Genomic DNA, 25,678 nt, shown 5'->3' with positions numbered 1-25,678 from the left:
GGCGGGGCGCCCCTCCCGGTGAGGGACGCCCCGCACGGCCGAAGGTGGGCTCACCGGCGCGGCGACGGCGGCTCCTCCGGGGGATTCGGCCGGGACGAGGTGGGCCGCGCCACCTCACCCGGCGCGTCCTGCGGCATCGGGTCACCCAGGGCACCCGGGGCGCTCGGGGCGCCCGGGGGGACCATGCCCGCCGGGGGGATGGGCGTCGTGGCGGCGCCCGGAGCGGCAGGCGGGGTGCTCTCGGGGTAGGCCGGCCGGCTCTCCCGCGCGTCCCCGGCGCCCTGCGCACCCGGGATGTTCCCGCCGGCGTTCTGCGGCCGCGCGACGTTCTCCGGCTGTGCCGTGCCCTGGGGCTGTGCGGTGCTCTGGGGCTGCGCCGTACCCTGGGGCCGTGCGGTGCCCTGCGGCTGCGCCGTGCCCTGCGGGTACGCGGTGGAGGGGGCCGGCTGGGCGAAGGCCCCCACCCGCTGCCGCGGCTGCTCGGCCCGCGGCATGGCGGCGGTCTCCATCGCGTCGGCGCGGCCCCGGCTGTAGGCCGCGGCCTGGGCGCGGATGGTGTCGGTCTCGGCCTCCGCCCGGTTCAACCAGTGCTCCCAGCGCTGCTGCATCGGCCGGACCAGGCCGCCGCCGACGCCGACGATGAGGATGCCGGCCATCGTGGCAAGGATCGCGATCAGCACGGGCGTCGTGACCGTGGTCGCGACCTCGATCTGGTTGAGCGCGGCGATGACGCCGAGGCCGATGATGAACACCGACGCGATCGTGGCCAGCGCCCGGCCGTAGGACAGGGAGCCCAGAGCGGCGGTGACGATGTCCTTGACGGCCCTGGCGACGGCGGTGGCGACCACGATGATGACGATCGCCACGGCGGCCTTGGGCAGCCAAGCCACCACTCCGGCGAGCAGGTCGCCGACGGGGTTGGGTCCGAAGACGGAGAAGGCGATCTGCAGCGTGACCAGCAGGATCGCGTAGTAGACGAGCTTCGCGAGCAGGCCGGACGCGTCGTACTTGCTACGCGCCAGCGCCCGTCCCACGGCCCCGCGTTCGACCCACCGGTCGAACCCGACGCGTTCGAGTACGGCGTCCACGGCCTTCTGCAGTGCCTTGGCGACAAGCCAGCCCACCACGAGGACGACGACGAATGCGAGGAACTTGGGGACGAACGTGACGACCGACGACCAGGCGTCGGCCACTCCTCTTCCCCAGTCGACCGGAGCGGCCATGGGTCCTCCTGTTGAGAGCCTTCCGCGACGTACCGAGCCCCACGGCTACCCGATGATCCGCGTCTCATGCCCGTGCGCGTCCGGCCGGCGCGCGAAATGCTCCCGTATAGTGTACGGTACGATGTACGACAGGAAGGGGCGGATTTCTTGTACAAGCCGAGCGACGAGGAACTGAAGAGCGTCGAGGACTGGTTCGCGGAGTACGACGCGCTCGCCGAGCAGGGGGCGATCGAGCGGCTGGCCGACCTCGCGGTCTTCCCGATGAACCTCGCCACCGACACGCCGGGCGGCTACGCGGCCGTACGGCAGTGGACGCGGGAGGAGTACGTCGAGGCGATGCGGGAGGCCATGGGCGGCGGAACGGCGGGGCTCGACCTGGAGTCGGTGCGGACGCCGCACTTCCTCAGCCCCAACCTCGTGTTCGTGGAGACCACGGCGACGATGACGATCGAGGGCCGGCGGGAGAGCATGCACTACGGCGACCTGCTGGTGCGCACCGAGGACGGGTGGGCGTTCCAGACGATGGCGCAGGGCGGCTGGGGCCACGGCTGGCCGCCCGCCCGGCGCGGCTGACCGGGCAGACGGCCCGGGAAAAAACGAACTGCGAACGCGACCACCGCGCGGTTAGCCTTTCCCGTGTCGCGAAGGTCCCGGCGATTCCACGAGAAAAGCCGGTTCCCGGAGCGTCACGAAAGCACTACGCACCTCCCGGTGCGAAGGCGACGGTTACTTCCTCTTCCAAGGAAAAACGCGGGTTCGAATCCCGCCGCCGGCCTGGTCCGGCGTCGTCCAGCGGCCCAGGACACACGTACACCGTCACCGTCTCGACCTCGGGAGGACACGAATCGACATGCACCTCCCGGTGCGCCGACAGCGGTTACTTCGAGGTTCGAATCCTTACAGCCCCATTGGGGCTGGTGCCCATCAGGCGGGCGAACCGCTGTCATTCCGATCTCGGGAGGGGAACGACTTCGGGTGCCGCGCCCGGTGCGAAGGCGACGGTTACTTCGGTTCGGGATCGAGTGGTCGCGGGTTCGAGTCCCGCCCGGGCGGTGAATCCGGCCGGTAGCTCAGCGGCAGAGCACTGTACCGTCACCGATTCCGGTCTCGGGCGCGGCCCGAAGACGTGCTCCTCCCCTGACGCGAGAGGAGCCCGTTCCCATGGCGAAGTTCAACACCGGCGCGGCCGGGGTCGCGCCGGTCAGCCCGGTCACCACCGAGGCCGTTCCGGGCGGGCGCACGCACGAGGGCGCGCCCGGCTACCTCCGCGACGCCAGGTCGGAGCTGTTCGTCCTCGCGGTGTCGAACATGGTCGGCGAGGACACCTTCTACGAGAGGGCCGGCGGCCGCGACGACAGGTTCCGGGCCCTCGTCCACCGGGTCGCCGTGGAGGACGGCGACTGGACGGCCCGCTTCCTGCCGTGGCTGCGCGGTGAGGCGAACATGCGCTCCGCCTCCCTGGTCGCCGCCCTGGAGGCCGTACGCGCCCGCCTGTCCGCCGGGCTCCACGGGGGCAACCGCGAGCTCGTGGCCTCCGTGCTCCAGCGGGCGGACGAGCCGGGGGAGGCACTCGGCTACTGGACGTCGCGCTACGGCCGCGCCGTCCCCAAGCCGGTGAAACGCGGCATCGCCGACGCCGTGCGGCGGCTCTACACCGAGCGCGCCCTGGTCAAGTACGACAGCGGCGCACGCGGCTTCCGCTTCGGCGACGTCATCGAGCTCGTCCACCCCACCCCGGCGGACGACAGGCGTGCCTGGCAGGGCGACCTGTTCGCCCACGCGCTCGACCGGCGCCACAACCGCGACAAGCCGATCCCGGCGTCGCTGCGGACGCTGCGCGACCGGGCCGAGCTGCTCGCCCTCCCGGAGGGCGAGCGCCGGACGGTGCTGGCCACACCGCAGCGCCTCACCGCCGCCGGCATGACGTGGGAGGCCCTGGCGGGCTGGCTGCAGGGCCCCATGGACGCGCAGGCCTGGTCGGCGGTCATCCCCTCGATGGGATACATGGCGCTTCTGCGGAACTTACGGAACTTCGACGAGGCCGGCGTCGGCGACGACGTGGCCGAGTGGATCATCGCAAAGCTGACCGACCCCGAGGAGGTCGCACGGTCCCGGCAGCTGCCGTTCCGCTTCTACTCGGCGTACCGGAACGCTCCGTCCCTCCGGTGGGGGCACGCCCTGGAGACGGCGCTGACGCTCGCCACCCGCAACGTGCCGTCGTTCGCAGGGCGCACGCTCGTGCTCGTGGACACGTCGGCGTCCATGACGTTCGGGACGATCTCCGCGCGGTCGTCGGTCGCCCCCGTCCAGGCGGCGGCGCTGTTCGGTGTGACCCTCGCCGCGCGCGGCGATCGGGTCGACCTCGCCGGCTTCGCCGACGGCGTCTTCGGCCACGAGGTCCGCCCGGGAGCGTCCGTGCTGCGCGAGGTCGAGCGGTTCTGCGCGCGGATCGGCGAGGTCGGCCACGGCACCCGGATCGCCGACGCGCTGGCCCGTTCCTGGCGCGGCCACGACCGGGTGGTGATCCTCTCGGACATGCAGACCATGACCGGCCACCACGCGACGGAGGTCACGACCGCGGTCCCGGCGAGCGTGCCCGTGTACGGCTTCAACCTCATGGGCTACCGTGCCGCGGCGATGCCGACCGGCTCGGCGAACCGGCACGAGTTCGGCGGCTTCTCCGACGCCTGCTTCCGGCTGATCCCCTTGCTGGAGGCGGGCGCCTCGGCCGGCTGGCCGTTCTGACCTCGGCGGGAAGGGCTCCGCCCCGGCAAGACGGTTGACGTTTGTTGGGGCGGTAGTCAAACTAACCGGGAGAAGATCGCGGAGCTCGACCCTCGGAGGGCGGCCATGGTGCGCAAGGTTCTGACCGTGCTCGCGGCGCTGCTCGTCCTCCTGCCCGTACCGCTCCGCGACCCCGCCGTGGCCGCCGCGGCGCCCCGGGTCACCTACGACCACCACTCGCTGACGGTCGACGGCCGGAGGATCGTCGTGCAGGCCGCCGAGGTCCACTACTTCCGGCTGCCGAGCCCCGGCCTGTGGCGGGACGTGCTGGAGAAGATCAGGGCCGGCGGGTTCAACGCGATCTCCGTGTACTTCGACTGGGCCTACCACTCCCCCAAGCCGGGCGTGTACGACTTCACCGGCGTGCGTGACGTCGACCGATTCCTGCGTACGGCCGAGCGGGCCGGCCTTTACGTCATCGCGCGGCCGGGGCCGTACATCAACGCCGAGACCACCGGCGGCGGGTTTCCCGCGTGGCTGAAGAACGTCCCGGGGCGGGCCCGCAGCAGTGACGCCGGATTCACCGCGGCCTACCGGGACTGGCTCCACCACGTCAATCCGATCATCGCCAGGCACCAGGTGGGCCACGGCGGCTCGGTGATCCTCTACAACGCCGAGAACGAGTACGCCGTCGGCACCGACGCGGCGTACATGCAGGACATCCAGGACCAGGCGCGGGCGGACGGCATCGACGTGCCGATCACCACCAACGACTGCTGCGACGCCGGCAGTTGGTCGTCCACCTGGGCCGAGGGGCCGGGAGCCGTGCAGATCCCCGGCGTGGACGACTACCCGCAGTCCTTCGACTGCGCGAACGCCGAGACGGTGTGGGGCCCGTGGGGAGAGGGCACCACCGAGAGGCTGCGCGACGACGCCCCGGTGTTCGCCGCCGAATATCAGGCCGGGGCGATCGACGGCGACGACGCGGGCTACGACCGGTGCCGCGAGCTGACCGGCCCGGCGTACATGAAGTACTTCTACAAGTCCAACCTGCTGGTCAGCGGTGCCACGCTCTTCAACTACTACATGGGCTTCGGCGGCACCAACTGGGGCTTCCTCGCCCAGCCCAACGACGTCTACACGTCCTACGACTACGGCGCGGCGGTGACCGAGGCCCGGGGGCTCACGGCCAAGTACGACGAGTTCAAGCGGCAGGGCTACTTCCTCCAGGCCGTGGCCCCGCTGGCGAAGACCGACCCCACGGCGGCGCCCACAACGGACGACCCCGCCATCGGGGTCGTCGCCCGGGCCAACCCGGACACGGGCACCCGGTTCGCGCTCGTCAGGCACGCCGACCGCGCCGCCACGACCACCGACACGGCCACGCTGTCGTGGACGGTCCCTGACGGCACGTACGCCCTGCCCGTCCAGGTGAAGGGCAGGGACGCGCACGTCCTGGTCGGCGGGTACGACATGGGCGGCCAGCGCCTCGCGGCATCCAGCTCGGAGATCATGACCCACGCCCTCATCGGCGGGCGGGACGTCGCCGTGCTGTACGGCACGGCGGGTTCCCCCGGCGCGACGATCCTGCGATATTCCACGAAGCCACAGGTGAAGGTGCTGGAGGGCGACGTCCGCTCCGGGTACTCCGACGGGAACCTGCGCCTGGACTACACGCACGAGGGGCTCGCCCGCGTGCTGATCAGCGGCGGCGGACGGCGGCCGCTGCTGCTCCTGCTGGGCACCGACGCGACCGCCGCGACGTTCTGGCGGACGGGCACGGACGCCGAGCCGGTCCTGGTGCGCGGCACGTCCCTCGTCCGGTCCGCCACCGTGGAAGGAAGCACCGCCGAAGGCGGCACCGTACGGCTCGCGGCCGACACCGCCGAGGCCGGGGACGTGGAGGTGTTCGCCGCCGCCTCCCGGCTGCGGGTGAACGACGCCGGGGCGGGCGAGGTCGCGGTGCGCGTCACCCGGACGCCGAGCGGGTCGCTGCTCGGCCGCCTGCCCGGTCCCCGCGAGGTGCGCCTGCCCGCGCTCGACGGCTGGCGGGTTCACGACGAGTCACCCGAGGCGGCGCCCGGCTTCGACGACTCGTCCTGGCAATCGGCCGACAGGACGACGACGGAGAGCCCGATGAAGCCGAAGTCGGGTCCGGTGCTGTACGCCGACGACTACGGCTTCCACTACGGCGACGTCTGGTATCGGGGCCGCTTCACCGCGACCGGTGCGGAGACGGCCGTCGCGCTCAGCGCGATCACCGGCAGGCGCGGGCGCTACCTCGTCTGGCTCGACGGGCGCTACCTCGGCTCCGCCGCGGGCGGCACCGAGGCCGACGCGGACGCCGGCACCCCCGACCCGGGGCCGGGCCGCTTCTCGATCCCGGCGGGCCTGCTGACGCCGGGACGGCAGGCCACGCTGGCCGTGCTCGTGCAGAACATGGGACACAACGACGACTGGACGGCCGACGACAACCGGTTCAAGCAGCCGCGCGGCCTGGTGGCGGCGGCCGTCGAGGGGTCCGCGGCGGCGATCGCCTGGAAGATCCAGGGCGCCCGCGGCGGCGAGGACCTCCCCGATCCCGTGCGGGGGCCGCTGAACACCGGCGGTCTGTACGGCGAGCGCTCCGGGTGGCACCTGCCCGGATACCCCGACCGTGCCTGGGACGGGGTCGGCTCCCCCGCCGACCGGCCGCTCGCGCCCGGGGTGACCTGGTATCGCACCGGCTTCCGGCTCGACCTGCCCGAGGGCCAGGACGTGTCCGTCGGCCTGCGCTTCGGCGGCGACATCCCGGCGGCCGCCCGGGTGGTGGTCTACCTCAACGGCTGGAACCTCGGCCAGTACGGCGGCGGCATCGGGCCGCAGAAGGAGTTCGTGCTGCCCGCCGGGCTGCTGCGCGGGCACGGCCACAACACCCTGGCCCTGGCCGTGACCTCCACCGAGCGCGCCTCCGGCGGCCTCGGCCCGATCGGCCTGTTCGCGTACGGGAACGTCCGCGGCGGAGTGCCCGTCCCCGAGGTTGCGGCGCCGTCGTATCCGCTCGCCCGCTGAAGCCTGCCCGCTGAAGCCTGCTGCTTGCTCACCCCCTGGGACGAGGGGGCGATTCGGTGCACTCCGGATAGTTGTATAGGCTTCCTATGTAAATTCGGTTCCCGTCCGGAGGAACACCTGTGTCCGTCACCCCGAGCGCCGATCCCCCCGAGGAGTCCCAGGCGGTCGCGGCCGTCCTGGACGATCTCGCGGTGCTCGCCGTACGGCGGCTGTCCGCGCAGAGCGACCTCAGCCTCACGGCCGCGACGACCCTGTCCTACCTGGACCGCAAGGGCCCGGAGCGGCTGAGCGTCCTGGCCGCGCGGCAGGCCGTCACCCAGCCGTCGATGACCCAGCTCGTGCAGCGCCTGGAGCGCGAAGGCCTGGTATGCCGGGCGGTCGACGACCTCGACGGCCGTGCGGTGCGGGTCAGCGTCACCGACGCCGGCCGGGCGCTGCTGGCCGAGCGTCGCCGGCGGCGCAGAGAGCGGCTCGCCGAGATGCTCGGCACGCTGTCCCCCGGCGAGCTGCGCGAGCTGACGCGGGTCGCCGGCGAGTTCCTCCCCCTGCTCCGGCGCCTGCTCGAGGGCACGGCGGACGAGTAGGGATCAGGGCGCTCCCCCTCGCTACTCCCAGGAGGTCCGGTGAGCTCTGCTCATACCCCCATGTCCAATCCGTTCAGGCAGCCGAAGGCGGTCTGGGCCGTCGCCTTCGCCTGCGTGATCTCGTTCATGGGGATCGGGCTGGTGGACCCGATCCTGCCCGCCCTCAGCTCGAAGCTGCACGCGACGCCCAGCCAGGTGTCGCTGCTGTTCACGAGCTACCTGGTCGTCACCGCCGTGGCGATGCTGGTCACCGGGTGGGTCTCCAGCCGGATCGGCGCCAAGCGCACCCTCATCGTGGGCCTCGCCCTGATCGTGGTGTTCGCCGCCCTCGCCGGGATGTCCGGCAGCATCGGCGGCATCGTCGGCTTCCGCGCCGGCTGGGGTCTCGGCAACGCCCTGTTCATCGCCACCTCGCTCGCCGTCATCGTCGCGTCGAGCAGCGGCGGCTTCGCCGGAGCGATCATCCTGTACGAGACCGCGCTCGGCGTCGGCATCGCCGTCGGGCCCCTGCTGGGCGGCGTTCTCGGCGGCATCAGCTGGCGCGGCCCGTTCTACGGCGTCGCGGTCCTGATGGCGATCGCCCTGGTCGCCACCGTCACCCTGGTGCGGCCCACGCCCACGCCGGCGCAGAAGACCGGAGTCACGGCCCCGATCAAGGCCCTGCGCCACCGCGGCCTGCTCATCCTGGGCCTGACCGCGCTCTGCTACAACTGGGGCTTCTTCACGGTGCTGGGCTACGCGCCGTACCCGATGGAGCTCGACGAGCATCAGCTCGGCCTCGTCTTCACCGGCTGGGGGATCCTCGTCGCGATCTTCTCGGTCTTCGGCGCCCCGCGGCTGCAGGCCCGCTTCGGCATCGCCCGCACGCTGTACGCCAACCTCGTGCTGTTCAGCCTCGACATCCTGGTGATCGCGCTGTTCACCGACAACCGGATCGCCGTGATCTGCGGCGTGATCGTGGCCGGCGTCTTCATCGGCGTGAACAACACGGTCACCACCCAGGCGGTCATGACCATCTCGCCCGTGGAGCGGCCCATCGCCTCCGCGTCGTACGGGTTCATCCGCTTCATCGGCGGCGGTCTCGCGCCCTTCGTCGCGGGCAAGCTCGCCGAGCACTTCGACAGCCGGCACGCGCCGTTCTACATGGGGGCCGCGGCCGTGCTCCTCGGCGTGGTCGTCCTCACCACCGCGCACCGGCAGCTCGGCGAGGCCGAGCGTGCCCAGGCGGCCGAGATGGCGGCCGCGGGCCCGGCCGCCGCGCGACGGGAGGAGCTGGAGGAGGAGGCCCTGGCCGAGGACCTCGGCTCGGCCACCTGACGGGCTCGGCCCTCCGCCGGTAGCCGTCTATGTGTAGGCTGTCTATATGTAGATAGTCTACATATAGGGGAGGGAATGGCGAAGAGGCGTCCGCGAGGCCTTCGCGACCTGCTGGTGTGGCTGCACGTCGTGACGTCCCTCGGCTGGATGAGCCAGGCACTGGCGCTGGCGGTGCTCGTCCTGTCCGGAGCGGCGGCGGGCACCGCGGCACTGCGGTCGAGCGCCTACTCCCTCGCGGAGGCGCTGGACGGCCAGGTCCTCCTCTACATGGCCAACTCCTCCGCGTTCACCGGCCTCATGCTCTGCGGCCTCACCGCCTGGGGCTACTTCCGTCACTGGTGGGTGCTGGCGAAGTTCGTCATCACGCTCTCCCAGCTGTACCTGGGAATCTTCCTGCTCAGCCCCCGTCTCGCCGCTCTCGCCGAGGGGCACGGGGGCTCGCCGGGCGCGCAGGTGGCGGGATCCATGCTCATGGCGGGCGCGATCGCCTTCCAGGCCTGGCTGTCGATCGCCAAGCCCTGGAAGCGCACGCCCTGGACGGGTGCCGGGCAGCCGCCGGCGCCCTCCGGAAGTGCTTCGATGTTCGCGTTCGCCCTGGCCGTCCCCGTCGCCGACTACCTGCTCGGGGCCCACGTCCTCGGTCACCCGCTGCCGCTCCTGCCGCTGCTGACGGTCGTCGCCTACCCCGTGTGGCGGGCGCGGGCGGGCCGGGTCAGATCCGCGTGAGCAGGTCCGGGGTGAGCGCGGCGACCCCGGCGCAGCCGGACAGGGCCAGGGTGAGATCGGTCTCCGCCAGCACGCAGCGGATCACGTGCTCCACCCCCGCCTGGCCGTCCAGGCCGAGCCCGTACGCGTACGGGCGGCCGAGCAGCACGGTCCGTGCGCCGAGCGCGAGCGCCTTGACGACGTCGTCCCCGGAGCGGATACCGCCGTCGAACAGCACGGTGAGCCGGTCGGCCACGGCGTCGGCGACGGCCGGCAGGGCGTCGGCCGCCCCGATCGAGCCGTTGACCTGGCGTCCGCCGTGGTTGGAGACGACGACGCCGTCCATCCCGGCGTCGGCGGCCAGGCGGGCGTCGTCGGGGTGCAGGACGCCCTTCAGCACGATCGGGCCGTCCCAGTGCTCGCGCAGCAGCGCGAGGTCCGGCCACGTCTTGCCCGGATCGCCGAACATCCCCACGAAGTGCAGAACGGCGGCGTTCGGGTCCTCGTGCACGGGCCGGGCGAGCCCGGCCTGGAACGCCGGGTCGGTGAAGTAGTTGGCGGTGCCGACACCGCGCAGGAACGGCAGGTAGGCCTGGTCGAGGTCGCGAGGCCGCCAGGCCAGCAGCGGCGTGTCGAGGGTGACGACCAGCACGGTGAACCCCGCCGCCTTGGCCCGGGCGAGGAAGCTGAGGGTGACCTCGCCATCCTTGCCCCAGTAGAGCTGGAACCACCGCTCGCCGTCCCCCATGGCCGCCGCGACGTCCTCCATCGGCGTGCTGGAGGCCGACGACAGGATGAAGGGCACGCCCGTCGCGGCGGCGGCGCGGGCCGCGGCCCGCTCGGCCTCCGGATGCATGATCGACAGCACGCCGATCGGCGCCAGCGCCAGCGGCGCGGGCAGCCGCCTGTCCAGCACGGTCACCGACAGGTCGCGCTCACGCACGTCACGGAGCATCCTCGGCACGATCCGCCAGCGGTCGAGCGCCTCACGGTTGGCGCGCTCGGTGCGCCCGCTGCCCGCGCTGCCGGCGACGTAGCCCACCGGGCCCGGCCCGAGCCGCCCCTCGGCCATCTCCTCCAGCCGGGTCAGGTCGGTCGGCAGCCGGGGAACGGCCCCGGTCATGCCGTTGAGGTAGATCTCGTACTGGAAGTCCGCCCAGCTCATCGCGCTCGCCCTCGCTCCGCTTCCACCCGGCCGTCGCCCCGGCGGCTCCTGGCGAACACATTATCGGGAACCGATCACCGCGCCCCGCCCGCCGGGTGGGGGTGCGCGGCGCGCGACGTGAGGCGTTCCCAGTTGCGGTGGGCGATGTCGGCCTTCTGCTCATCGGTGAAGGGGGCGTTCTCCAGGAAGGAACGGGCGACGCCGGCGCTGGTGTCCACGAAGGGAAAGCCACCGGGGCGGAACCCGTAGGTGAAGGGGTAGTCGGTGGAGTACAGCATCCGTTCCGTCCCCACGACTTCGGCTGTCCAGCGGAGGTAGCGGGGGCTGACGGTGCCGCTGCCGGCGACCCAGAAGTTGTGCGTGAAATATTCGGCGAGAGGGCGAGCCAGGCCACCGGCGTCGGCGAAGAATCCGGTGTGGTCGAGATAGAAGAGCACGACCTCTCCCCAGTGACCGGCGATCACCTGGAGATCCGGGTACCGGTCGAAGACACCAGAGAAGATCATCCGTAGGTACTGCACGCCCAGGTCGTAGTACCAGCCGATCGCAGGTCCCGCCAGCGCGGTCCCGATGGGACCGATGTTCGAGTAATAGGCGTCCACCACCGCCTGCACAGGCATCTGCGGGTGGAAGTGGAGGGGAACGCGCAACCGCTCCGCGGCGGCGTACAGCTCGTCGTACTCCGGGTCGTCGGCGAGCTTGGAGCCGGTGCGCCCGTAGAGCATGGCGCCCGGGAAGCCGAGTTCGGTGACCGCCCGCTCCAACTCCGCGGCCGCGGCCGACGGTGACTGGGTCGGGATCGCCGCGAACGCCTGGAACCGGCCGGGGTTGCCGGCCACGATCTCCGCGAGATGGTCGTTGGTGTCGCGGGCCACGGCGACCGCATCCGCGTCAGGCAGGTTCTGCGCGCCCGGTGACGAGATCGACAGCACGGCCACGTCGATTCCCTGGTCGTCCATGTGCGCCAGCCTCGTCTCCGTGGTGTCGCGCAGTCGCCGGGCGACGGGACCGTCGCCGAACCCCAGGTTCGGCAGTTCCGGCACCCCGGACCGCGACCACGCCTCCATGATCGCGGGCAGGGCGACGTGCTCTTCCACTGCGACGATCCGCAGTCGGTCGGACATGCGATGCTCCTCGGCACTCTGTTTCCATTGGAACCATCGATAGAGTATCAGTGTTAATAACTACGGAACTACACATGCGTTATCACCGATACACGCCGGCATGTCCATCGAGGGGGAGCAGCACCGCTTACGACGCGGCCGCCGGCCGGTCAGCGCGGGCCAGGGGCGCGGCGGAAGAGGAAGGGCTGGCTCTCCCGGCCCGGCACCACGAACCAGCACTCGCCGGTGCCCTCGCTCGCCAGCAGCGAGAAGAACGCGTCGACGACCGTCTCGACGTCGAGGATCGGGAACTTCAGCTCGTCCAGCAGCGCCTTGGCATCGGCGTCCAGGATCGCCGTGTCCGCGAACGACGGGCACAGCCCCTGCACCCGGATGCCGAGGGGCTCCAGTTGCGGGCCGAGCGAGCGGACGAGCCCGACGACCGCGTGCTTGTTGGCCGCGTAGACGGGATCGGAGGGGATGCCCACGATCCCCGCCATGCTCGCGGTGGCCACGATCACGCCCCCGGACCGCATCGCCGGCAGCACGGCGTGCACGCCGAAGACGACGCCGTCGAGGTTGACCCCCATCGCGCGCCGGTAGCGGGCGAGGTCGAAGTCCTCGCCGAGCCCGAACCCCGAGGCGACGCCCGCGTTGAGGAAGGCGAGGTCGAGCCCGCCGTGCCGCTCGACCGCGAGCGCGACCGCGGCCTGGTTGTCCTCCAGCCGCGACACGTCGGTCCGCACGAACGCGGCGCCGATCTCCTCGGCGGTGCGCGCGCCGGCCTCGGCGTCGACGTCGGCCAGCACGACATGCGCGCCGTACGCGGCCAGGCGGCGGACGACCCCCGCGCCGATGCCGCCCGCGCCCCCGGTGACGAGCGCAACCTTGCCGGAGATGTCGTCGGTGTTCACAGCGGCAGTCCTCCCGTCGCGGCCCTGGTCGAGCCGGTGGCGCGATACGCCTCGATGGTGCGCTCGGCGATGCGCATCTGGTGGATCTCGTCGGCGCCGTCCGCGAACCGCGCCCATCGCGCGTGCTGGAACATGTGCGCCAGCGGAGTGTCGGTCGAGTAGCCGAGCGCCCCGTGCACCTGGATGGCCCGGTCGACGATCCGGTTCAGGCTGCCCGCCACGAAGTGCTTGGCCATCGAGACCTCGGTGCGGAAGTCCTCACCCTTGTCGATCTTCGATGCGGCGTGCAGGACCATGAGCTTGCACTGGTACAGCTCCATGGCCGAGTCGGCGATCATCCACTGCACGCCCTGCTTGTCGGCGAGCAGCGACCCGTGGCTGTACCTGTCCAGCGCCCTGCCCACCATCATGTCCAGGGCCGTCTCCGCCTGCGATATCCACCGCATGCAGTGCGCCAGCCGGGCCGGGCCGAGGCGGTACTGGCCCAGCCGGTGGCCGTTGCCCCGCCCGCCGAGCACGGCGGAGTCCGGCAGGCGCAGGTCGGTGATGACGATCTCACTGTGGCCGGTCGAGCCGTGCATGGTCTCGATCTCGCGTACGTCGTTCCAGCCGTCGGCGGGCAGGTCGACGAGGAAGGCCGTGTTGGCGCCCCGTGCGCCCTCCGGCAGGTCGAACTCGGTCTTCGCGATCAGGATGGCGAAGCTCGCCCTGCGGGCGTTGGAGATGAACCACTTGTGCCCGTTGATCACCCACTCGTCGCCGTCCTTCACGGCGCTCGTACGGATGAGGGTCGGGTCGGAACCCGCCACCTCGGGCTCGGTCATCGCGAAGCACGACATCTTCACTCCGTCGAGCAGCGGCCGCAGGTAGCGCTCCTTCTGCTCGTCGGTGCCCCAGTGCAGCAGCGTGTGCATGTTGCCCTCGTCGGGGGCCGCGCAGTTGAGCACCCACGGGCCGAGCCTGGTCTTGGCCGCCTCGGCCTGCACCATGGCCAGCTCGACGTGGCCGAGGCCCATGCCGCCCCACTCCTCGGGCATGTGCGGCAGCCAGAGCCCCTCCTGCCTGGCCCTGCGGCGCAGGTCGAAGATCGTCCGGAGGTACTCCTCGCGGGTGAGGACCTTCTCCTCGGAGTCCTCGAACGGTGTGACCGCCGGGATCACCGTCTCCTGGACGAACGTCCGGACCCGCGCGCGTATCTCCTCGTGCTCCGGGGCGAGCGTGAAGTCGATGGCCATGACCCTCCCACGGGCACGATAATGCGGTTGACATGGCAAATAATGCGATCGCCTGAAATACCGTATCCTTCGGCCGTACGAGCGACAAGGGAGGCGCGATGCCGGCGGAGACCACGGTCCGGAGGCTCGTGGACGCCGCGGAGCGCCTGTTCGCCGAGCGCGGCATCGACGCGGTGTCGCTGCGCGAGATCAACGCCGCCGCCGGGCAGCGCAACTCCACCGCGCTGCAGTACCACTTCGGCGACCGCACCGGGCTGCTGAAGGCGGTGCTCGCCAAGCACCGGCCGGAGATCGAGGCACGACGCCACCAGCTCCTGGACGAGTACGAGGCACGCGGCCCGCGGCTCTCTGAATCCCACTCCCCCGCCCAGGCCCGGCGTACGCTCGCCGCCGCGCTCGTCCGCCCGGCGGCCGCCAAGCTGGCCGACCCCGACGGCGGGCGCGACTATCTGCGCGTCATGGAGCAACTGGTCCACCGCATGCCGCCCAGCCTCCCCGAGGACGGCGGCGGCAGCATCGACCGCTGGCGCGAGCTGGTCGCCCCGCTGCTCCCCGAGGGCGCCGTACGCCTGCATCAGCGCTTCATGGCGATCCGCATGACGTACGTCGAGCTGGCCCGCCGGGCGAGCGGCCCCCCGGCCCGGGACGACCGCCTGTTCACCAGCCACCTGATCGACGTGGTCTCCGCGGTCCTTGCCAGCGAGGTCTCCGACGAGACCGCCCGCCTCCTCGCCGAACGCGAGCAGCGCCCCTGACCCCGCGCCCGGCACCGGGTGGGCGGCGCGATCAGCGCAGGACGGCGTAAGCGTGCTGGACCAGCTCGGCGAGCAGCCACAGCGCGAGCCCGGCGGCCGTCCACCGAAGACGGTCACCATGGCCGAAAACGGCCAGGACCAGGCAGATGAGCCCTCCCAGCATCAGGAGAAGCTCGATCAAAGCCAGCACGCAAGCATCATCCGCGTACGAACCGCCGGAGGCAAGGCCGGTCCACACCGGAATCGGCTGCTGTGCGTGACGTCCTCTCCCGCGCTCACAGGACGGGGGTTTGCCCTGTTGGCGGATGGGGAGGGGAGGACAGCATCGCCGACGGGCCTTTTCCGGATCGCCCGTTTCCCGGTGCGGCGTTGTCCGCTACGGCGCGTTTCCGGAAAGGAGAAACGATGACCGAGCCTCAGCAGCCCGAGCTCCGCCGGTCAGGCGGGGGCGGCGGCGAGGGCGGCGGCGTTCCGCCGGACCAGCGCCCTCCCTACCCTGCGTGACCAGCCGGAAGAGACGCGACGGGCGTGACCGTGGAGGGGTGAGGTGAGCGGGATACCGACGATCAAGAGCCTCGACGAGCTGACCGAGCTCGTCGAGCACCGGCCCGGGCTGTACCTGCGCTATTCCAAGGGTCCCGACGCCGACGCCGGCAAGCCGAGCGTCGACTACGAGAGCCGTCTGGAGCTGCCCGGCCTGTCGGTGACCGTGCTCGACGCCGAGCGCTGGTGGACCCTCCCGCTGCGTGACTGGCTGGCCCGTCAGATCTGCAAGTACACGCACCTGGCCGAGAAGGACGAGGAGCGGCACGCATGGGTGCTCACCGGTCGTGTGACGGCCCGCGGCCCCGACCACGAGCCGCTCATCGACCGGGTGGAGCCGGTCGCGTGGCTCGACGACTCGGTGGTCGAGCAGGCGCGCGAGCACTACGAGAAGGTGTTCGACGCGGGCCGCGACTCCACCGGATGAGGCTCAGGCCCGGCCGCAGGTGGACCCGGGCGGCGGTGCCCAGCCGCTCCGCGAGGTCGCGCGGCCGCCGGGTGCGTGGCCCGTCCCCCACCACCAGGAGATCGACCGGCGGGTCGCCGGCCCGCAGCAGGACGTCCACGCCCTTCTGATCGTGCAGGCGGCCCCCGTACAGCACGCGCGGCACGGGCCACGGCGAAGACGGAGCACAGGCGCAGTACATGCACGCTGCGGATGCACCCCGAAGTCGTGATCGACACTGACACGTCGCCTGTACGGGCGCTCCGCGGAGATCGTCCGCCCGGTAGCCTTGCAGGCCGGTGTGCCCGCTGCGTCCGCGCCGCGGTCACAGGGCCGATGCGTTCGGCAGTGCTCTATATGCTTTCTTTCTCCTGTTCATGACGGTGATCGCGAGGGTGGACATGGTCGAGAGGGCAGGCACCGCGAAGCGTGCGCGATCAACGCGCGCCGCCGGCGGTGACCCCGAACTGGATCTGCGGCAGCTCCTGGCCGGCCTCACCGCCGTACGGGACGGCGACTTCGGCACCCGGCTCCCCGAGGACGGGGACGGCCTGCTGACGGAGATCGCGACGGTCTTCAACGGGATGGTCGACCAGCTCTCCCTGTTCACCTCCGAGGTGACGCGCGTGGCGCGGGAGGTGGGCACCGAGGGCCAGCTCGGCGGCCAGGCCGAGGTGCCGGGGGTGTCCGGCACCTGGAAGGACCTCACCGACTCGGTGAACGCGATGGCGGGCAACCTCACCAGCCAGGTCCGCTCCATCGCCGAGGTCACCACCGCCGTCGCCAAGGGCGACCTCTCCCAGAAGATCACCGTCGACGCCCGCGGCGAGATCCTCGAACTCAAGAACACCGTCAACACCATGGTCGACCAGCTCTCGTCGTTCGCCGACGAGGTCACCCGCGTCGCCCGCGAGGTCGGCACCGAGGGCCAGCTCGGCGGCCAGGCGCAGGTGCCCGGCGTCGCCGGAACCTGGCGCGACCTCACCGACTCCGTCAACTTCATGGCCGGCAACCTCACCAGCCAGGTCCGCTCCATCGCCGAGGTCACCACGGCCGTCGCCAAGGGCGACCTCTCCCAGAAGATCACCGTCGACGCCCGCGGCGAGATCCTCGAACTCAAGAACACCGTCAACACCATGGTCGACCAGCTCTCGTCGTTCGCCGACGAGGTCACCCGCGTCGCCCGCGAAGTTGGCACGGAGGGACGGCTGGGCGGCCAGGCGCAGGTGCCCGGCGTCGCCGGAACCTGGCGCGACCTCACCGACTCCGTCAACTTCATGGCCGGCAACCTCACCAGCCAGGTCCGCTCCATCGCCCAGGTGACCACGGCCGTCGCCAAGGGCGACCTCTCCCAGAAGATCACCGTCGACGCCCGCGGCGAGATCCTCGAACTCAAGAACACCGTCAACACCATGGTCGACCAGCTCTCGTCGTTCGCCGACGAGGTCACCCGCGTCGCCCGCGAGGTCGGCACCGAGGGCCAGCTGGGCGGCCAGGCCGACGTCAAGGGCGTGTCCGGCACCTGGCGTGACCTCACCGACTCCGTCAACTTCATGGCCGGCAACCTCACCAGCCAGGTCCGCAACATCTCCCAGGTCGCCACGGCCGTGGCCAAGGGCGACCTGTCGCAGAAGATCACCGTCGAGGCCAAGGGCGAGGTCGCCGCGCTCGCCCAGACCATCAACACCATGGTCGACACGCTGAGCGCGTTCGCCGACGAGGTCACCCGCGTCGCCCGCGAGGTCGGCACCGAGGGACGCCTGGGCGGCCAGGCCGACGTCAAGGGCGTCTCCGGCACCTGGAAGGCGCTGACCGAGTCGGTGAACGTCATGGCCGACAACCTCACCGACCAGGTGCGCAGCATCGCCGAGGTGACCACCGCGGTCGCCAAGGGCGACCTGTCGCAGAAGATCCGCGTCGACGCCCGCGGCGAGATCCTGGAGCTGAAGGAGACCATCAACACGATGGTCGACCAGCTGTCCTCGTTCGCCGACGAGGTCACCCGCGTCGCCCGCGAGGTCGGCACCGAGGGACGCCTGGGCGGCCAGGCCACCGTACGCGGTGTGTCGGGCACCTGGAAGGACCTGACCGACTCCGTCAACGTGATGGCGTCCAACCTCACCAGCCAGGTGCGCTCGATCGCCCAGGTCGCCACGGCGGTCGCCAAGGGCGACCTGTCGCAGAAGATCACTGTCGAGGCCAAGGGCGAGGTCGCCGCGCTCGCCCAGACCATCAACACCATGGTCGACACGCTGAGCGCGTTCGCCGACGAGGTCACCCGCGTCGCCCGCGAGGTGGGCACGGAGGGCCAGCTCGGCGGCCAGGCCCGGGTGCCCAACGTGGCGGGCACCTGGAAGGACCTCACCGACAACGTCAACTCGATGGCCGACAACCTGACCAACCAGGTGCGCTCCATCGCCCAGGTCACCACGGCCGTCGCGCGGGGCGACCTGACCAGGAAGATCGACGTCGTCGCCCGCGGCGAGATCCTGGAGCTGAAGACGACCATCAACACGATGGTCGAACAGCTGTCCTCCTTCGCCGCCGAGGTCACCCGCGTCGCGCGCGAGGTCAGCACCGAGGGACGGCTGGGCGGCCAGGCCGAGGTCGAGGGCGTGTCCGGCACCTGGAAGCGGCTGACCGAGAGCGTCAACGAGCTGGCCAGCAATCTCACCCGGCAGGTCCGCGCGATCGCCGAGGTGACCAGCGCGGTCACCTCCGGCGACCTCACCCGCTCCATCACCGTGGACGCGGAGGGCGAGCTGGCCGACCTCAAGGACAACGTCAACTCCATGGTGGAGTCCCTGCGCGAGTCGACCAGGGCCAACCAGGAGCAGGACTGGCTCAAGACCAACCTCGCCCGCATCTCCGGGCTCATGCAGGGCCACCGCGACCTGTCTGCGGTCGCCGAGCTGGTCATGAACGAGCTGGCCCCGCTGGTCAACGCGCAGCACGGCACGTTCCTGCTGGCCGAGGAGACCCCGGCGGGCGCGGAGCTGCGGGTGGTCGGCTGCTACGGCCACCGCGACACCTCGCGCCGCTACGCGTTCGGCGAATCGCTGGTCGGCCAGGCCGCGCAGGCCAGGCGGACGATCCTGGTGGAGGACATCCCGCCGGGCTACCTGACCGTGTCGTCCAGTCTCGGCGAGGCCGGGCCCGTCAACCTCATCGTGCTGCCGATCGTGGTCGAGGACCAGGTGCTCGGCGTGATCGAGCTGGCGAGCCTCGGGCGCTTCGCCGGCATCCACCGGAACTTCCTGGAGCAGCTCGTCGAGACGATCGGCGTCAACGTCAACACGATCGTGGCCAACGCCCGCACCGACGCGCTGCTGGCCGAATCGCAGCGGCTCGCCACCGAGCTCCAGGTGCGGCAGGAGGAGCTGCAGCGGTCGAACGCCGAGCTGGAGGAGAAGGCGGAGCTGCTGGCCCAGCAGAACCGTGACATCGAGACCAAGAACAGCGAGATCGAGCAGGCCCGCCAGGAGCTGGAGGACCGCGCCCAGCAGCTCGCGCTGGCGTCGAAGTACAAGAGCGAGTTCCTCGCCAACATGAGCCACGAGCTGCGCACCCCGCTCAACTCGCTGCTCATCCTGGCACAGCTCCTGTCCCAGAATCCCACCCGCAACCTCACGCCGAAGCAGGTGGAGTACGCCAACGTCATCCACTCGGCCGGCACCGACCTGCTCCAGCTCATCAACGACATCCTCGACCTGTCCAAGATCGAGGCCGGCAAGATGGACATCACGCCGGAGCCGGTCAGCCTGCGCCAGCTGCTCGACTACGTGGACGCCAACTTCCGCCCGCTGACCACCCAGAAGGGGCTGCGGTTCGGGGTGACGGTGGCCTCCGACGTGCCGGCCCAGCTGCTCACCGACGAGCAGCGGCTGCGGCAGGTGCTGCGCAACCTGCTGTCGAACGCGGTCAAGTTCACCGAGACGGGCTCGGTCGAGCTGCGCATCGAACGGGCGGCCGACGTGCACCTGCCGGACGCCGCCGGCCAGGAGGTCCTGGCCTTCCACGTGGTGGACACCGGCATCGGCATCGCCGCGGAGAACCTCTCGCAGATCTTCGACGCCTTCCAGCAGGCCGACGGCACGACCAGCCGCAAGTACGGCGGCACCGGGCTCGGCCTGTCGATCAGCCGGGAGATCGCGACCCTGCTCGGCGGCGAGATCCGCGCGACCAGCACGCTGGGCGAGGGCAGCACGTTCACGCTCTACCTCCCGCAGGCCCACTTCGACGGCGTGCAGAGGGACGAACCCGAGACGCGGGAGGAGGAGCCGCCGCTGATCGCCATGCACTCCGTCGCCGCGTACCCCGCGCCCGCGGCGGAGCAGACCACGGGCGGCCGGAGAGACGGCAGGGCGGGGCGTCGCCTGCTGGTCGTCGAGGCCAGGCCCGGCGGCCTGCTGTCCATGCTGGCCCAGAGCGTCGCGGCCGACCTGCACGACACCCACGGGCCGGTCCTGGTGTCGACCGCGAACGACGCCCAGTCCGCGCTGTCGATGCTGCGGCAGGAGAGCGTCCACTGCGTCGTGCTCGACCTCGGCATGCCGCACGACGCCGCGGCCGACTTCCTCAAGGGACTCGACTCCGATCCCGCGCTGCGCGCGTTGCCGGTGCTCGCGCACCACTCCCGCAAGCTGTCGCGCCCGCAGGAGGACCTGCTGCAGGTGCGCTCCCGCAACCAGCCGCTGGAGCGCCTGCCCAGCCTCGACGAGCTGCGCGAGCGGATCACCCTGCACCTGTCCGCCGAGGAGCCCGGCAGCGTCCTGCCGCTCGTGCAGCCGGCCTCGGAGGAGGGGGGGCAGGAGCTCGGAAAGGTCGACAGCGCGCTCGTGGGCCGCAAGGTGCTGGTCGTGGACGACGACGTGCGCAACGTCTTCGCGCTCACCACGATCCTTGAGCTGCACGGCATGCAGGTGCTGTACGCGGAGAACGGCCGCAAGGGCATCGAGGTGCTGATGCGCAACGACGACGTGGACCTGGTGCTGATGGACATCATGATGCCGGAGATGGACGGCTACGCCGCCACCTCCGCCATCCGGTCCATGCCGCGCTTCGCCCAGCTGCCGATCATCGCGGTCACCGCCAAGGCCATGCACGGCGACCGCGAGAAGACGCTGACGTCGGGCGCGAGCGACTACGTCACCAAGCCGGTGGACGCCGAGGAGCTCATCGTCTGCATGCAGCGCTGGCTGGACCTGCCCGGCAACGGCGACAGGTAGGCGCGGCGGCTCAGGGCTGACGGGTCGGGGCCGGGCCCGAGGCGGGGGCGGTGCGACGGCCCCGGGCCCGCGCCGCCCTGCGCAGGTCCTCGAGCACCGCCCGGGCGGCCCGCCGTCCGGAGACCAGCGCGCCCTGGTGGGAGCCGGTGTCCCGGTGGTCGCCGCACACGTAGCGCCGGGCGCCCAGCCCCACCGCCTCCAGGCGCACCGGACGACGGAGCGGCATCGGGGGCGGCATGGCGGGCAGGGCCGCCTCGATCGCATAGGTGGCGACGTGCTCCCACGACGAGGTGTCGCCGTAGACCTCGGTGAGCCTGGCCCGCACCCAGGGCTCATCCCGGTCGCCGTGGACGCCGAGGACCGAGGTGGAGATCAGGGCCCGGCCGTCGGCGGAGTACTCGGGCGCGGCGTCGGTGATCACGATCGTGTCGGTGATCACTCCCGTCGCGTCCACGACCAGCGTGGGCTCGCCGAGAGGCGAGGCAGGGGCGGCGTGGTAGAAGGTCGTGACCGGCCGCATCGCGGGCACCGGCAGGCCGGGCACCAGCCGCGCGGCCGTGGGCGGATCCACCGCCACCACCACGGCCGCGCCCGCGATCTCGCCCCCGCCCGCGAGGGCCACGCCGTCGGGAGTCAGCGCGCCGACCGGCGTCTCCAGCGCGATCGCGTCCTCCGGCAGGCGGGCGGCGAGCTGCGCGGGGATCCGTTCCATGCCGAGGGCCGGCACGCCGATCCTGCCGCGGGAGAACGACCGCCACAGCAGGTGGAAGATCCGGCCGGAGGTCTCCAGCTCCCGCTCCAGCACGACTCCCGCGAGCAGGGGGCGGAACAGGTTCTCCACGATCTCGGGAGACGCGCCCCAGCGCCGCAGCTCGGCCAGCGTGGTGCGCTCGGCTCCGCCGCGCCGCCGTACGAGGGAGTCGGGGAGCAGCAGGTCGCGGGCGGTCACCGCGGCGAGCACCGCCTTGTCGAACGGCGTGCCCACCGAGGCGAGCAGGCCGCTGAGTGCGTGCCGCGGGTGCCGCCAGGGCAGCGCCACCCGCTCGCGCCGGCCGCCCCGGAAGATCATCGCTCCGTTGGTGAACCGCCGCAGGTCCAGCGCGCGGATGTCGAGGACCCGGCTGGCCTCGGGGTAGCTGGTGTTGAAGACCTGGAATCCCCGGTCGAGCCGGAAGCCGTTCACCCGATCGGTGCGGATCCGGCCGCCCACGCCGTCGGACGCCTCCAGGACGCGGACCGGCACCCCCTCCTGACGCAGGTGCCAGGCGCAGGCCAGACCGGCGAGCCCCGCGCCGACGACGATCACGGTGGCGGGCTGTGGCATGAGCGATCCCCTCCCTGACCGGCCGCACGCGCGACGGCTCCCTTCAGGGACTTCGAACCCGGACGGCGGGGCGGATGCAGCGGCTCCACGCCACCGTGGGAGCCCAGGAGGAGACTGGGGGGAGACCGGGATGAGAGATCAGATCTGTGATCGTTCACAGATCCGCACGGCAGGCGGGACTGAAAGTTTCACTGATCGCCGCGCGTCCTCGACACGCAGGTGACACGCCCGCAGCGGCTCCTACCAGCCGCAGGTCGGCGGGCCGGACGCGTCGGATGATTGCGTTCACATCGATGAACCGAAGCTGATTGACCACACCACCGGTTTCGCGTTGTGATGACGCACCCCGGCGCATCCGTCGCACCGTACCCGCCGGGGCAGGTCCGACCCCCGGAGGTCCCGTCTCGGAGAACCCCGATCGCGCCCGTGCTTCCGGCGCCCTGACGCCGGCCGAATGCTGCGCCCCCATCGGCACCCCCTCATGGAGCTCCAGATGACCACACGACGAAGATCCGCTCTGGTCGCCGCCGTGGCCGCGGCCGCCGCGCTCGCGGGGGCCGGGGTCCTGCCGGCCCTGCCCGCCTCCGCGGCGGCGGGCTGCCGGGTGGACTACCAGGTGACCAACCAGTGGCAGGGCGGATTCGGAGCCGCCGTCACGATCACCAATCTCGGCGACGCGGTCAACGGCTGGACGCTCACCTGGTCGTACACCGCCGGCCAGACCGTCACGCAGGCGTGGAACGCCACGGTCACCCAGAGCGGCGCGCAGGTCAGCGCCAAGGACGCCGGTTACAACGCCTCGATCCCCACCGGCGGCACGGCGTCGTTCGGCTTCAACGGCTCGTGGAACGACTCGTCCAACCCCGTGCCCGCGAGCTTCGCGCTCAACGGCACCACCTGCACCGGCGGGGTCACGAGCAGCCCCAGCACGGGTCCCAGTGCGAGCCCCAGTGCGAGTCCCAGTGCGAGTCCGACCAGTTCGCCCTCGGCGAGCCCCACGCCCAGCCCCTCCGCGAGCCCCACGCCCAGCCCCTCCGCGAGCCCCACGAGCATCCCGGCGGGCGCGCGGCAGATGGAGGACCTGGGCCGCGGCCTGATCAGCGTGCGGTCGGGCAGCGGCAACCTGGTGTCCTGGCGCCTGCTCGGCACCGAGAGCATCGGCACGGGGTTCAACGTCTACCGGGGCTCGACGAAGCTGAACTCCTCGCCGATCACCAACTCCACGAACTACTTCGACTCCGGGGCCGCCGCCGACGCCACGTACACCGTGCGGGCCGTGGTGAACGGCGCCGAGCAGGCGGCGTCGGAGACGTCACTGCGCTTCACCGGCGGCGACCACCTCGACGTGCCCGTCCAGCCGCCGTCCGGCGGCACGACGCCCGACGGCGTGGCCTACACCTACAGCGCCAACGACGCGAGCGTGGGCGACCTCGACGGCGACGGGCAGTACGAGTTCGTGCTGAAGTGGGACCCGTCCAACGCCAAGGACAACTCCCAGTCCGGCTACACCGGCAACGTGTTCGTCGACGCGTACAGGCTCAACGGCACCCGCATGTGGCGGATCGACCTCGGCCGCAACATCCGCGCCGGCGCCCACTACACCCAGTTCCAGGTGTACGACTACGACGGCGACGGCAGGGCCGAGGTGGCGATGAAGACCGCCGACGGCACCAGGGACGGCACCGGGAGGGTCATCGGCAACTCCTCGGCCGACTACCGCAACTCCTCCGGCTACGTCCTGTCCGGTCCCGAGTATCTGACCATGTTCAACGGTCAGACCGGCGCGGCCCTGTCCACCGTGGACTACGACCCGCCGCGCGGGACGGTCTCCTCGTGGGGCGACTCGTACGGCAACCGCGTGGACCGCTTCCTCGCCGCCACCGCCTACCTCGACGGCACCCGCCCGTCGCTGATCATGTCGCGCGGCTACTACACCCGTACGGTCATCGCGGCCTGGGACTTCCGCAACGGCGCACTGGTCGAGCGGTGGAAGTTCGACTCCAACTCCGCCGGCAGCCAGTACACCGGCCAGGGCAACCACAACCTGGCCGTCGCCGACGTGGACGCCGACGGCAAGGACGAGATCGTCTTCGGCGCGATGGCGATCAACGACAACGGCTCGGCGCTGTGGAACACCCGCAACGGCCACGGCGACGCGCTGCACGTCGGCGACCTCGACCCGTCGCGCGCCGGGCTGGAGGTGTTCAAGGTGGACGAGGACACCAGCAAGCCCGCCGCGTGGATGGCCGACGCCCGCACCGGCTCGATCATCTGGAGCAACGCCTCCTGCGGCTGCGACAACGGCCGCGGCGTCTCCGACGACGTCTGGTCCGGCAGTCCGGGCGCCGAGTCGTGGTCGTCGGCCGTCAGCGGCATCTTCAACACGAAGGGGCAGAACGTCGGGCGCAAGCCGGGCTCGGCGAACTTCCTCGCCTGGTGGGACGCCGACCCCGTCCGCGAACTCCTCGACGGCACCCACATCGACAAGTACGGCACCGGCTCCGACACCCGGCTGCTGACGGCCGACGGGGTGCACTCCAACAACGGCACCAAGTCCACCCCGTCCCTGTCGGCCGACCTGTTCGGCGACTGGCGCGAGGAGGTCGTCTGGCCGACGAGCGACAACACCGCCCTGCGGATCTACAGCACGACCACGGCGACGAGCCGGCAGATCTACACGCTGATGCACGATCCGACATACCGGGTGGCGGTCGCCTGGCAGAACACCGCCTACAACCAGCCGCCCCACACGGGCTTCTTCCTCGGGGACGGCATGTCCACCCCGGCCAGGCCGAACATCTATCTGAGATGAGACCCCGGCGGCGGCCGCGGACCCACCTGGCGAGGTCCGCGGCCGCCGCCGCGCGGCCCGGCCCGCCGCCGCCCCCGCCGCCCCGAGCGCGTCCTTTATCGGCACCTTGATGCTCGCCCGCCGGCCGGTCGGTCGTCCCGGACACGTCATTGAGGACGGCGGCGAACTGGAACTGGGCTATGTACTGCGGCGCAGTGCGTGGGGCGCCGGATTCGCGTACGAGGCCGCAACGGCAGCATTGCGCGCCGCGGCTGACGAACTCCCCGATCAGCCGGTCCTGGTCGTGACCCAGACCGCGAACCAGCGATCCCTGAAACTCGCCGCCCGCCTCGGCTTCCGCACCGTCAGCACGTTCGAGGAATTCGACGCCGAGCAGACTCTCTGCGCGGCCCCCTTGTCCGGTTTCCGAATCTGATCTCAGTCATGAACGCATCTGTCGGAACGCGGAGACCCTCAGACAGGCGGACCAGCAGGACATCAGCCGATCACGACCGTCACGGTGACCGTTGTTCAGGGCGGGCGCCGGGGTGGGGGCGAAGCGGACGGTCAC

General features: G+C 71.4%; 18 protein-coding genes and 2 tRNA genes. 13 read left to right on the top strand and 7 right to left on the bottom strand.

Going from position 1 to position 25,678, the window contains the following annotated elements; genetic code table 11:
• Nucleotides 1–50: 50 nt before the first annotated feature.
• A complete protein-coding gene (locus ABZ860_RS11525; protein WP_357218402.1) occupies nt 51–1,223 on the bottom strand; it encodes a hypothetical protein in 1,173 nt (390 codons plus the stop codon).
• 147 nt (nt 1,224–1,370) lie between these two features.
• Between ABZ860_RS11525 and ABZ860_RS11520 the strand changes: the two genes are divergently transcribed.
• The 8 genes from ABZ860_RS11520 to ABZ860_RS11485 all read left to right on the top strand — a co-directional run bounded on the left by ABZ860_RS11520 (nt 1,371) and on the right by ABZ860_RS11485 (nt 9,625).
• Nucleotides 1,371–1,796: a nuclear transport factor 2 family protein gene (locus tag ABZ860_RS11520; protein ID WP_357218400.1), complete on the top strand. Its 426-nt coding sequence runs from the start codon at nt 1,371–1,373 to the stop codon at nt 1,794–1,796.
• Between the two features lie 135 nt (nt 1,797–1,931).
• Nucleotides 1,932–1,998 (top strand) — tRNA-OTHER (locus ABZ860_RS11515).
• A gap of 206 nt (nt 1,999–2,204) precedes the next feature.
• Nucleotides 2,205–2,276 (top strand) — tRNA-OTHER (locus ABZ860_RS11510).
• Nucleotides 2,277–2,384: 108 nt separating this feature from the next.
• Nucleotides 2,385–3,968 (top strand): TROVE domain-containing protein, encoded by a 1,584-nt coding sequence (locus ABZ860_RS11505; protein WP_357218397.1) that lies wholly within the window; start codon nt 2,385–2,387, stop codon nt 3,966–3,968.
• Between the two features lie 105 nt (nt 3,969–4,073).
• Nucleotides 4,074–6,998: a beta-galactosidase gene (locus tag ABZ860_RS11500; RefSeq protein WP_357218395.1), complete on the top strand. Its 2,925-nt coding sequence runs from the start codon at nt 4,074–4,076 to the stop codon at nt 6,996–6,998.
• A 119-nt stretch (nt 6,999–7,117) separates the two neighbouring features.
• Nucleotides 7,118–7,582 (top strand): MarR family winged helix-turn-helix transcriptional regulator, encoded by a 465-nt coding sequence (locus tag ABZ860_RS11495; RefSeq protein ID WP_357218392.1) that lies wholly within the window; start codon nt 7,118–7,120, stop codon nt 7,580–7,582.
• Between the two features lie 39 nt (nt 7,583–7,621).
• The gene (locus ABZ860_RS11490; RefSeq protein ID WP_357218389.1) at nt 7,622–8,899 is read left to right on the top strand and encodes an MFS transporter; all 1,278 of its coding nucleotides are present in this window, start codon (nt 7,622–7,624) and stop codon (nt 8,897–8,899) included.
• Between the two features lie 75 nt (nt 8,900–8,974).
• Nucleotides 8,975–9,625 (top strand): hypothetical protein, encoded by a 651-nt coding sequence (locus ABZ860_RS11485; RefSeq protein ID WP_357218387.1) that lies wholly within the window; start codon nt 8,975–8,977, stop codon nt 9,623–9,625.
• Here the strand turns inward: ABZ860_RS11485 and ABZ860_RS11480 are convergent.
• From ABZ860_RS11480 to ABZ860_RS11465, 4 genes are all read right to left on the bottom strand, one after another.
• Nucleotides 9,612–10,769, bottom strand: a complete 1,158-nt coding sequence (locus tag ABZ860_RS11480) for a lactate 2-monooxygenase (RefSeq protein WP_357218384.1) — start codon at nt 10,767–10,769, stop codon at nt 9,612–9,614. The two genes, ABZ860_RS11485 and ABZ860_RS11480, sit on opposite strands and share 14 nt — an antisense overlap.
• 74 nt (nt 10,770–10,843) lie before the next feature.
• A complete protein-coding gene (locus ABZ860_RS11475; protein WP_357218382.1) occupies nt 10,844–11,893 on the bottom strand; it encodes an amidohydrolase family protein in 1,050 nt (349 codons plus the stop codon).
• Between the two features lie 149 nt (nt 11,894–12,042).
• Complete coding sequence (locus ABZ860_RS11470) at nt 12,043–12,786, bottom strand: SDR family NAD(P)-dependent oxidoreductase (RefSeq protein WP_357218379.1); 744 nt, start codon at nt 12,784–12,786, stop codon at nt 12,043–12,045.
• The gene (locus ABZ860_RS11465; protein WP_357218377.1) at nt 12,783–14,021 is read right to left on the bottom strand and encodes an acyl-CoA dehydrogenase family protein; all 1,239 of its coding nucleotides are present in this window, start codon (nt 14,019–14,021) and stop codon (nt 12,783–12,785) included. The genes ABZ860_RS11470 and ABZ860_RS11465 overlap by 4 nt, the downstream gene beginning before the upstream one ends.
• 98 nt (nt 14,022–14,119) lie before the next feature.
• Between ABZ860_RS11465 and ABZ860_RS11460 the strand changes: the two genes are divergently transcribed.
• Nucleotides 14,120–14,776, top strand: a complete 657-nt coding sequence (locus ABZ860_RS11460; RefSeq protein ID WP_357218376.1) for a helix-turn-helix domain-containing protein — start codon at nt 14,120–14,122, stop codon at nt 14,774–14,776.
• 31 nt (nt 14,777–14,807) lie between these two features.
• Here ABZ860_RS11460 and ABZ860_RS11455 read toward each other — a convergent pair whose 3' ends face one another.
• Nucleotides 14,808–14,966, bottom strand: coding sequence for a hypothetical protein (locus ABZ860_RS11455; protein ID WP_357218374.1), 159 nt, complete (start codon nt 14,964–14,966; stop codon nt 14,808–14,810).
• A 357-nt stretch (nt 14,967–15,323) separates the two neighbouring features.
• Here ABZ860_RS11455 and ABZ860_RS11450 point away from each other — a divergent pair, with 357 nt between their 5' ends.
• A complete protein-coding gene (locus tag ABZ860_RS11450; RefSeq protein ID WP_357218371.1) occupies nt 15,324–15,746 on the top strand; it encodes a DUF6098 family protein in 423 nt (140 codons plus the stop codon).
• 395 nt (nt 15,747–16,141) lie between these two features.
• Nucleotides 16,142–20,992, top strand: a complete 4,851-nt coding sequence (locus tag ABZ860_RS11445) for a HAMP domain-containing protein (RefSeq protein WP_357218368.1) — start codon at nt 16,142–16,144, stop codon at nt 20,990–20,992.
• A 10-nt stretch (nt 20,993–21,002) separates the two neighbouring features.
• Here ABZ860_RS11445 and ABZ860_RS11440 read toward each other — a convergent pair whose 3' ends face one another.
• Complete coding sequence (locus tag ABZ860_RS11440; RefSeq protein ID WP_357218366.1) at nt 21,003–22,316, bottom strand: FAD-dependent oxidoreductase; 1,314 nt, start codon at nt 22,314–22,316, stop codon at nt 21,003–21,005.
• Nucleotides 22,317–22,809: 493 nt separating this feature from the next.
• Between ABZ860_RS11440 and ABZ860_RS11435 the strand changes: the two genes are divergently transcribed.
• Nucleotides 22,810–25,128: a cellulose binding domain-containing protein gene (locus ABZ860_RS11435; protein ID WP_357218363.1), complete on the top strand. Its 2,319-nt coding sequence runs from the start codon at nt 22,810–22,812 to the stop codon at nt 25,126–25,128.
• Between the two features lie 106 nt (nt 25,129–25,234).
• Nucleotides 25,235–25,543 (top strand): GNAT family N-acetyltransferase, encoded by a 309-nt coding sequence (locus ABZ860_RS11430; protein ID WP_357218360.1) that lies wholly within the window; start codon nt 25,235–25,237, stop codon nt 25,541–25,543.
• The last annotated feature ends 135 nt before the right edge of the window (nt 25,544–25,678 follow it).

Source organism: Microbispora sp. NPDC046973, assembly GCF_040644495.1.
Taxonomy (GTDB): domain Bacteria; phylum Actinomycetota; class Actinomycetes; order Streptosporangiales; family Streptosporangiaceae; genus Microbispora.
Note: the sequence above shows the minus strand (reverse complement) of the source record. Positions and strands in the feature narration are given on the sequence as shown.

Coding starts and splice junctions, on each gene's coding strand:
- ABZ860_RS11505 (WP_357218397.1), top strand. CDS start 2,385: ATGGCGAAGTTCAACACCGGCGCGGCCGGGGTCGCGCCGGTCAGCCCG.
- ABZ860_RS11460 (WP_357218376.1), top strand. CDS start 14,120: ATGCCGGCGGAGACCACGGTCCGGAGGCTCGTGGACGCCGCGGAGCGC.
- ABZ860_RS11445 (WP_357218368.1), top strand. CDS start 16,142: ATGACGGTGATCGCGAGGGTGGACATGGTCGAGAGGGCAGGCACCGCG.
- ABZ860_RS11500 (WP_357218395.1), top strand. CDS start 4,074: ATGGTGCGCAAGGTTCTGACCGTGCTCGCGGCGCTGCTCGTCCTCCTG.
- ABZ860_RS11440 (WP_357218366.1), bottom strand. CDS start 22,316: ATGCCACAGCCCGCCACCGTGATCGTCGTCGGCGCGGGGCTCGCCGGT.
- ABZ860_RS11475 (WP_357218382.1), bottom strand. CDS start 11,893: ATGTCCGACCGACTGCGGATCGTCGCAGTGGAAGAGCACGTCGCCCTG.
- ABZ860_RS11480 (WP_357218384.1), bottom strand. CDS start 10,769: ATGAGCTGGGCGGACTTCCAGTACGAGATCTACCTCAACGGCATGACC.
- ABZ860_RS11485 (WP_357218387.1), top strand. CDS start 8,975: ATGGCGAAGAGGCGTCCGCGAGGCCTTCGCGACCTGCTGGTGTGGCTG.
- ABZ860_RS11525 (WP_357218402.1), bottom strand. CDS start 1,223: ATGGCCGCTCCGGTCGACTGGGGAAGAGGAGTGGCCGACGCCTGGTCG.
- ABZ860_RS11465 (WP_357218377.1), bottom strand. CDS start 14,021: ATGGCCATCGACTTCACGCTCGCCCCGGAGCACGAGGAGATACGCGCG.
- ABZ860_RS11435 (WP_357218363.1), top strand. CDS start 22,810: ATGACCACACGACGAAGATCCGCTCTGGTCGCCGCCGTGGCCGCGGCC.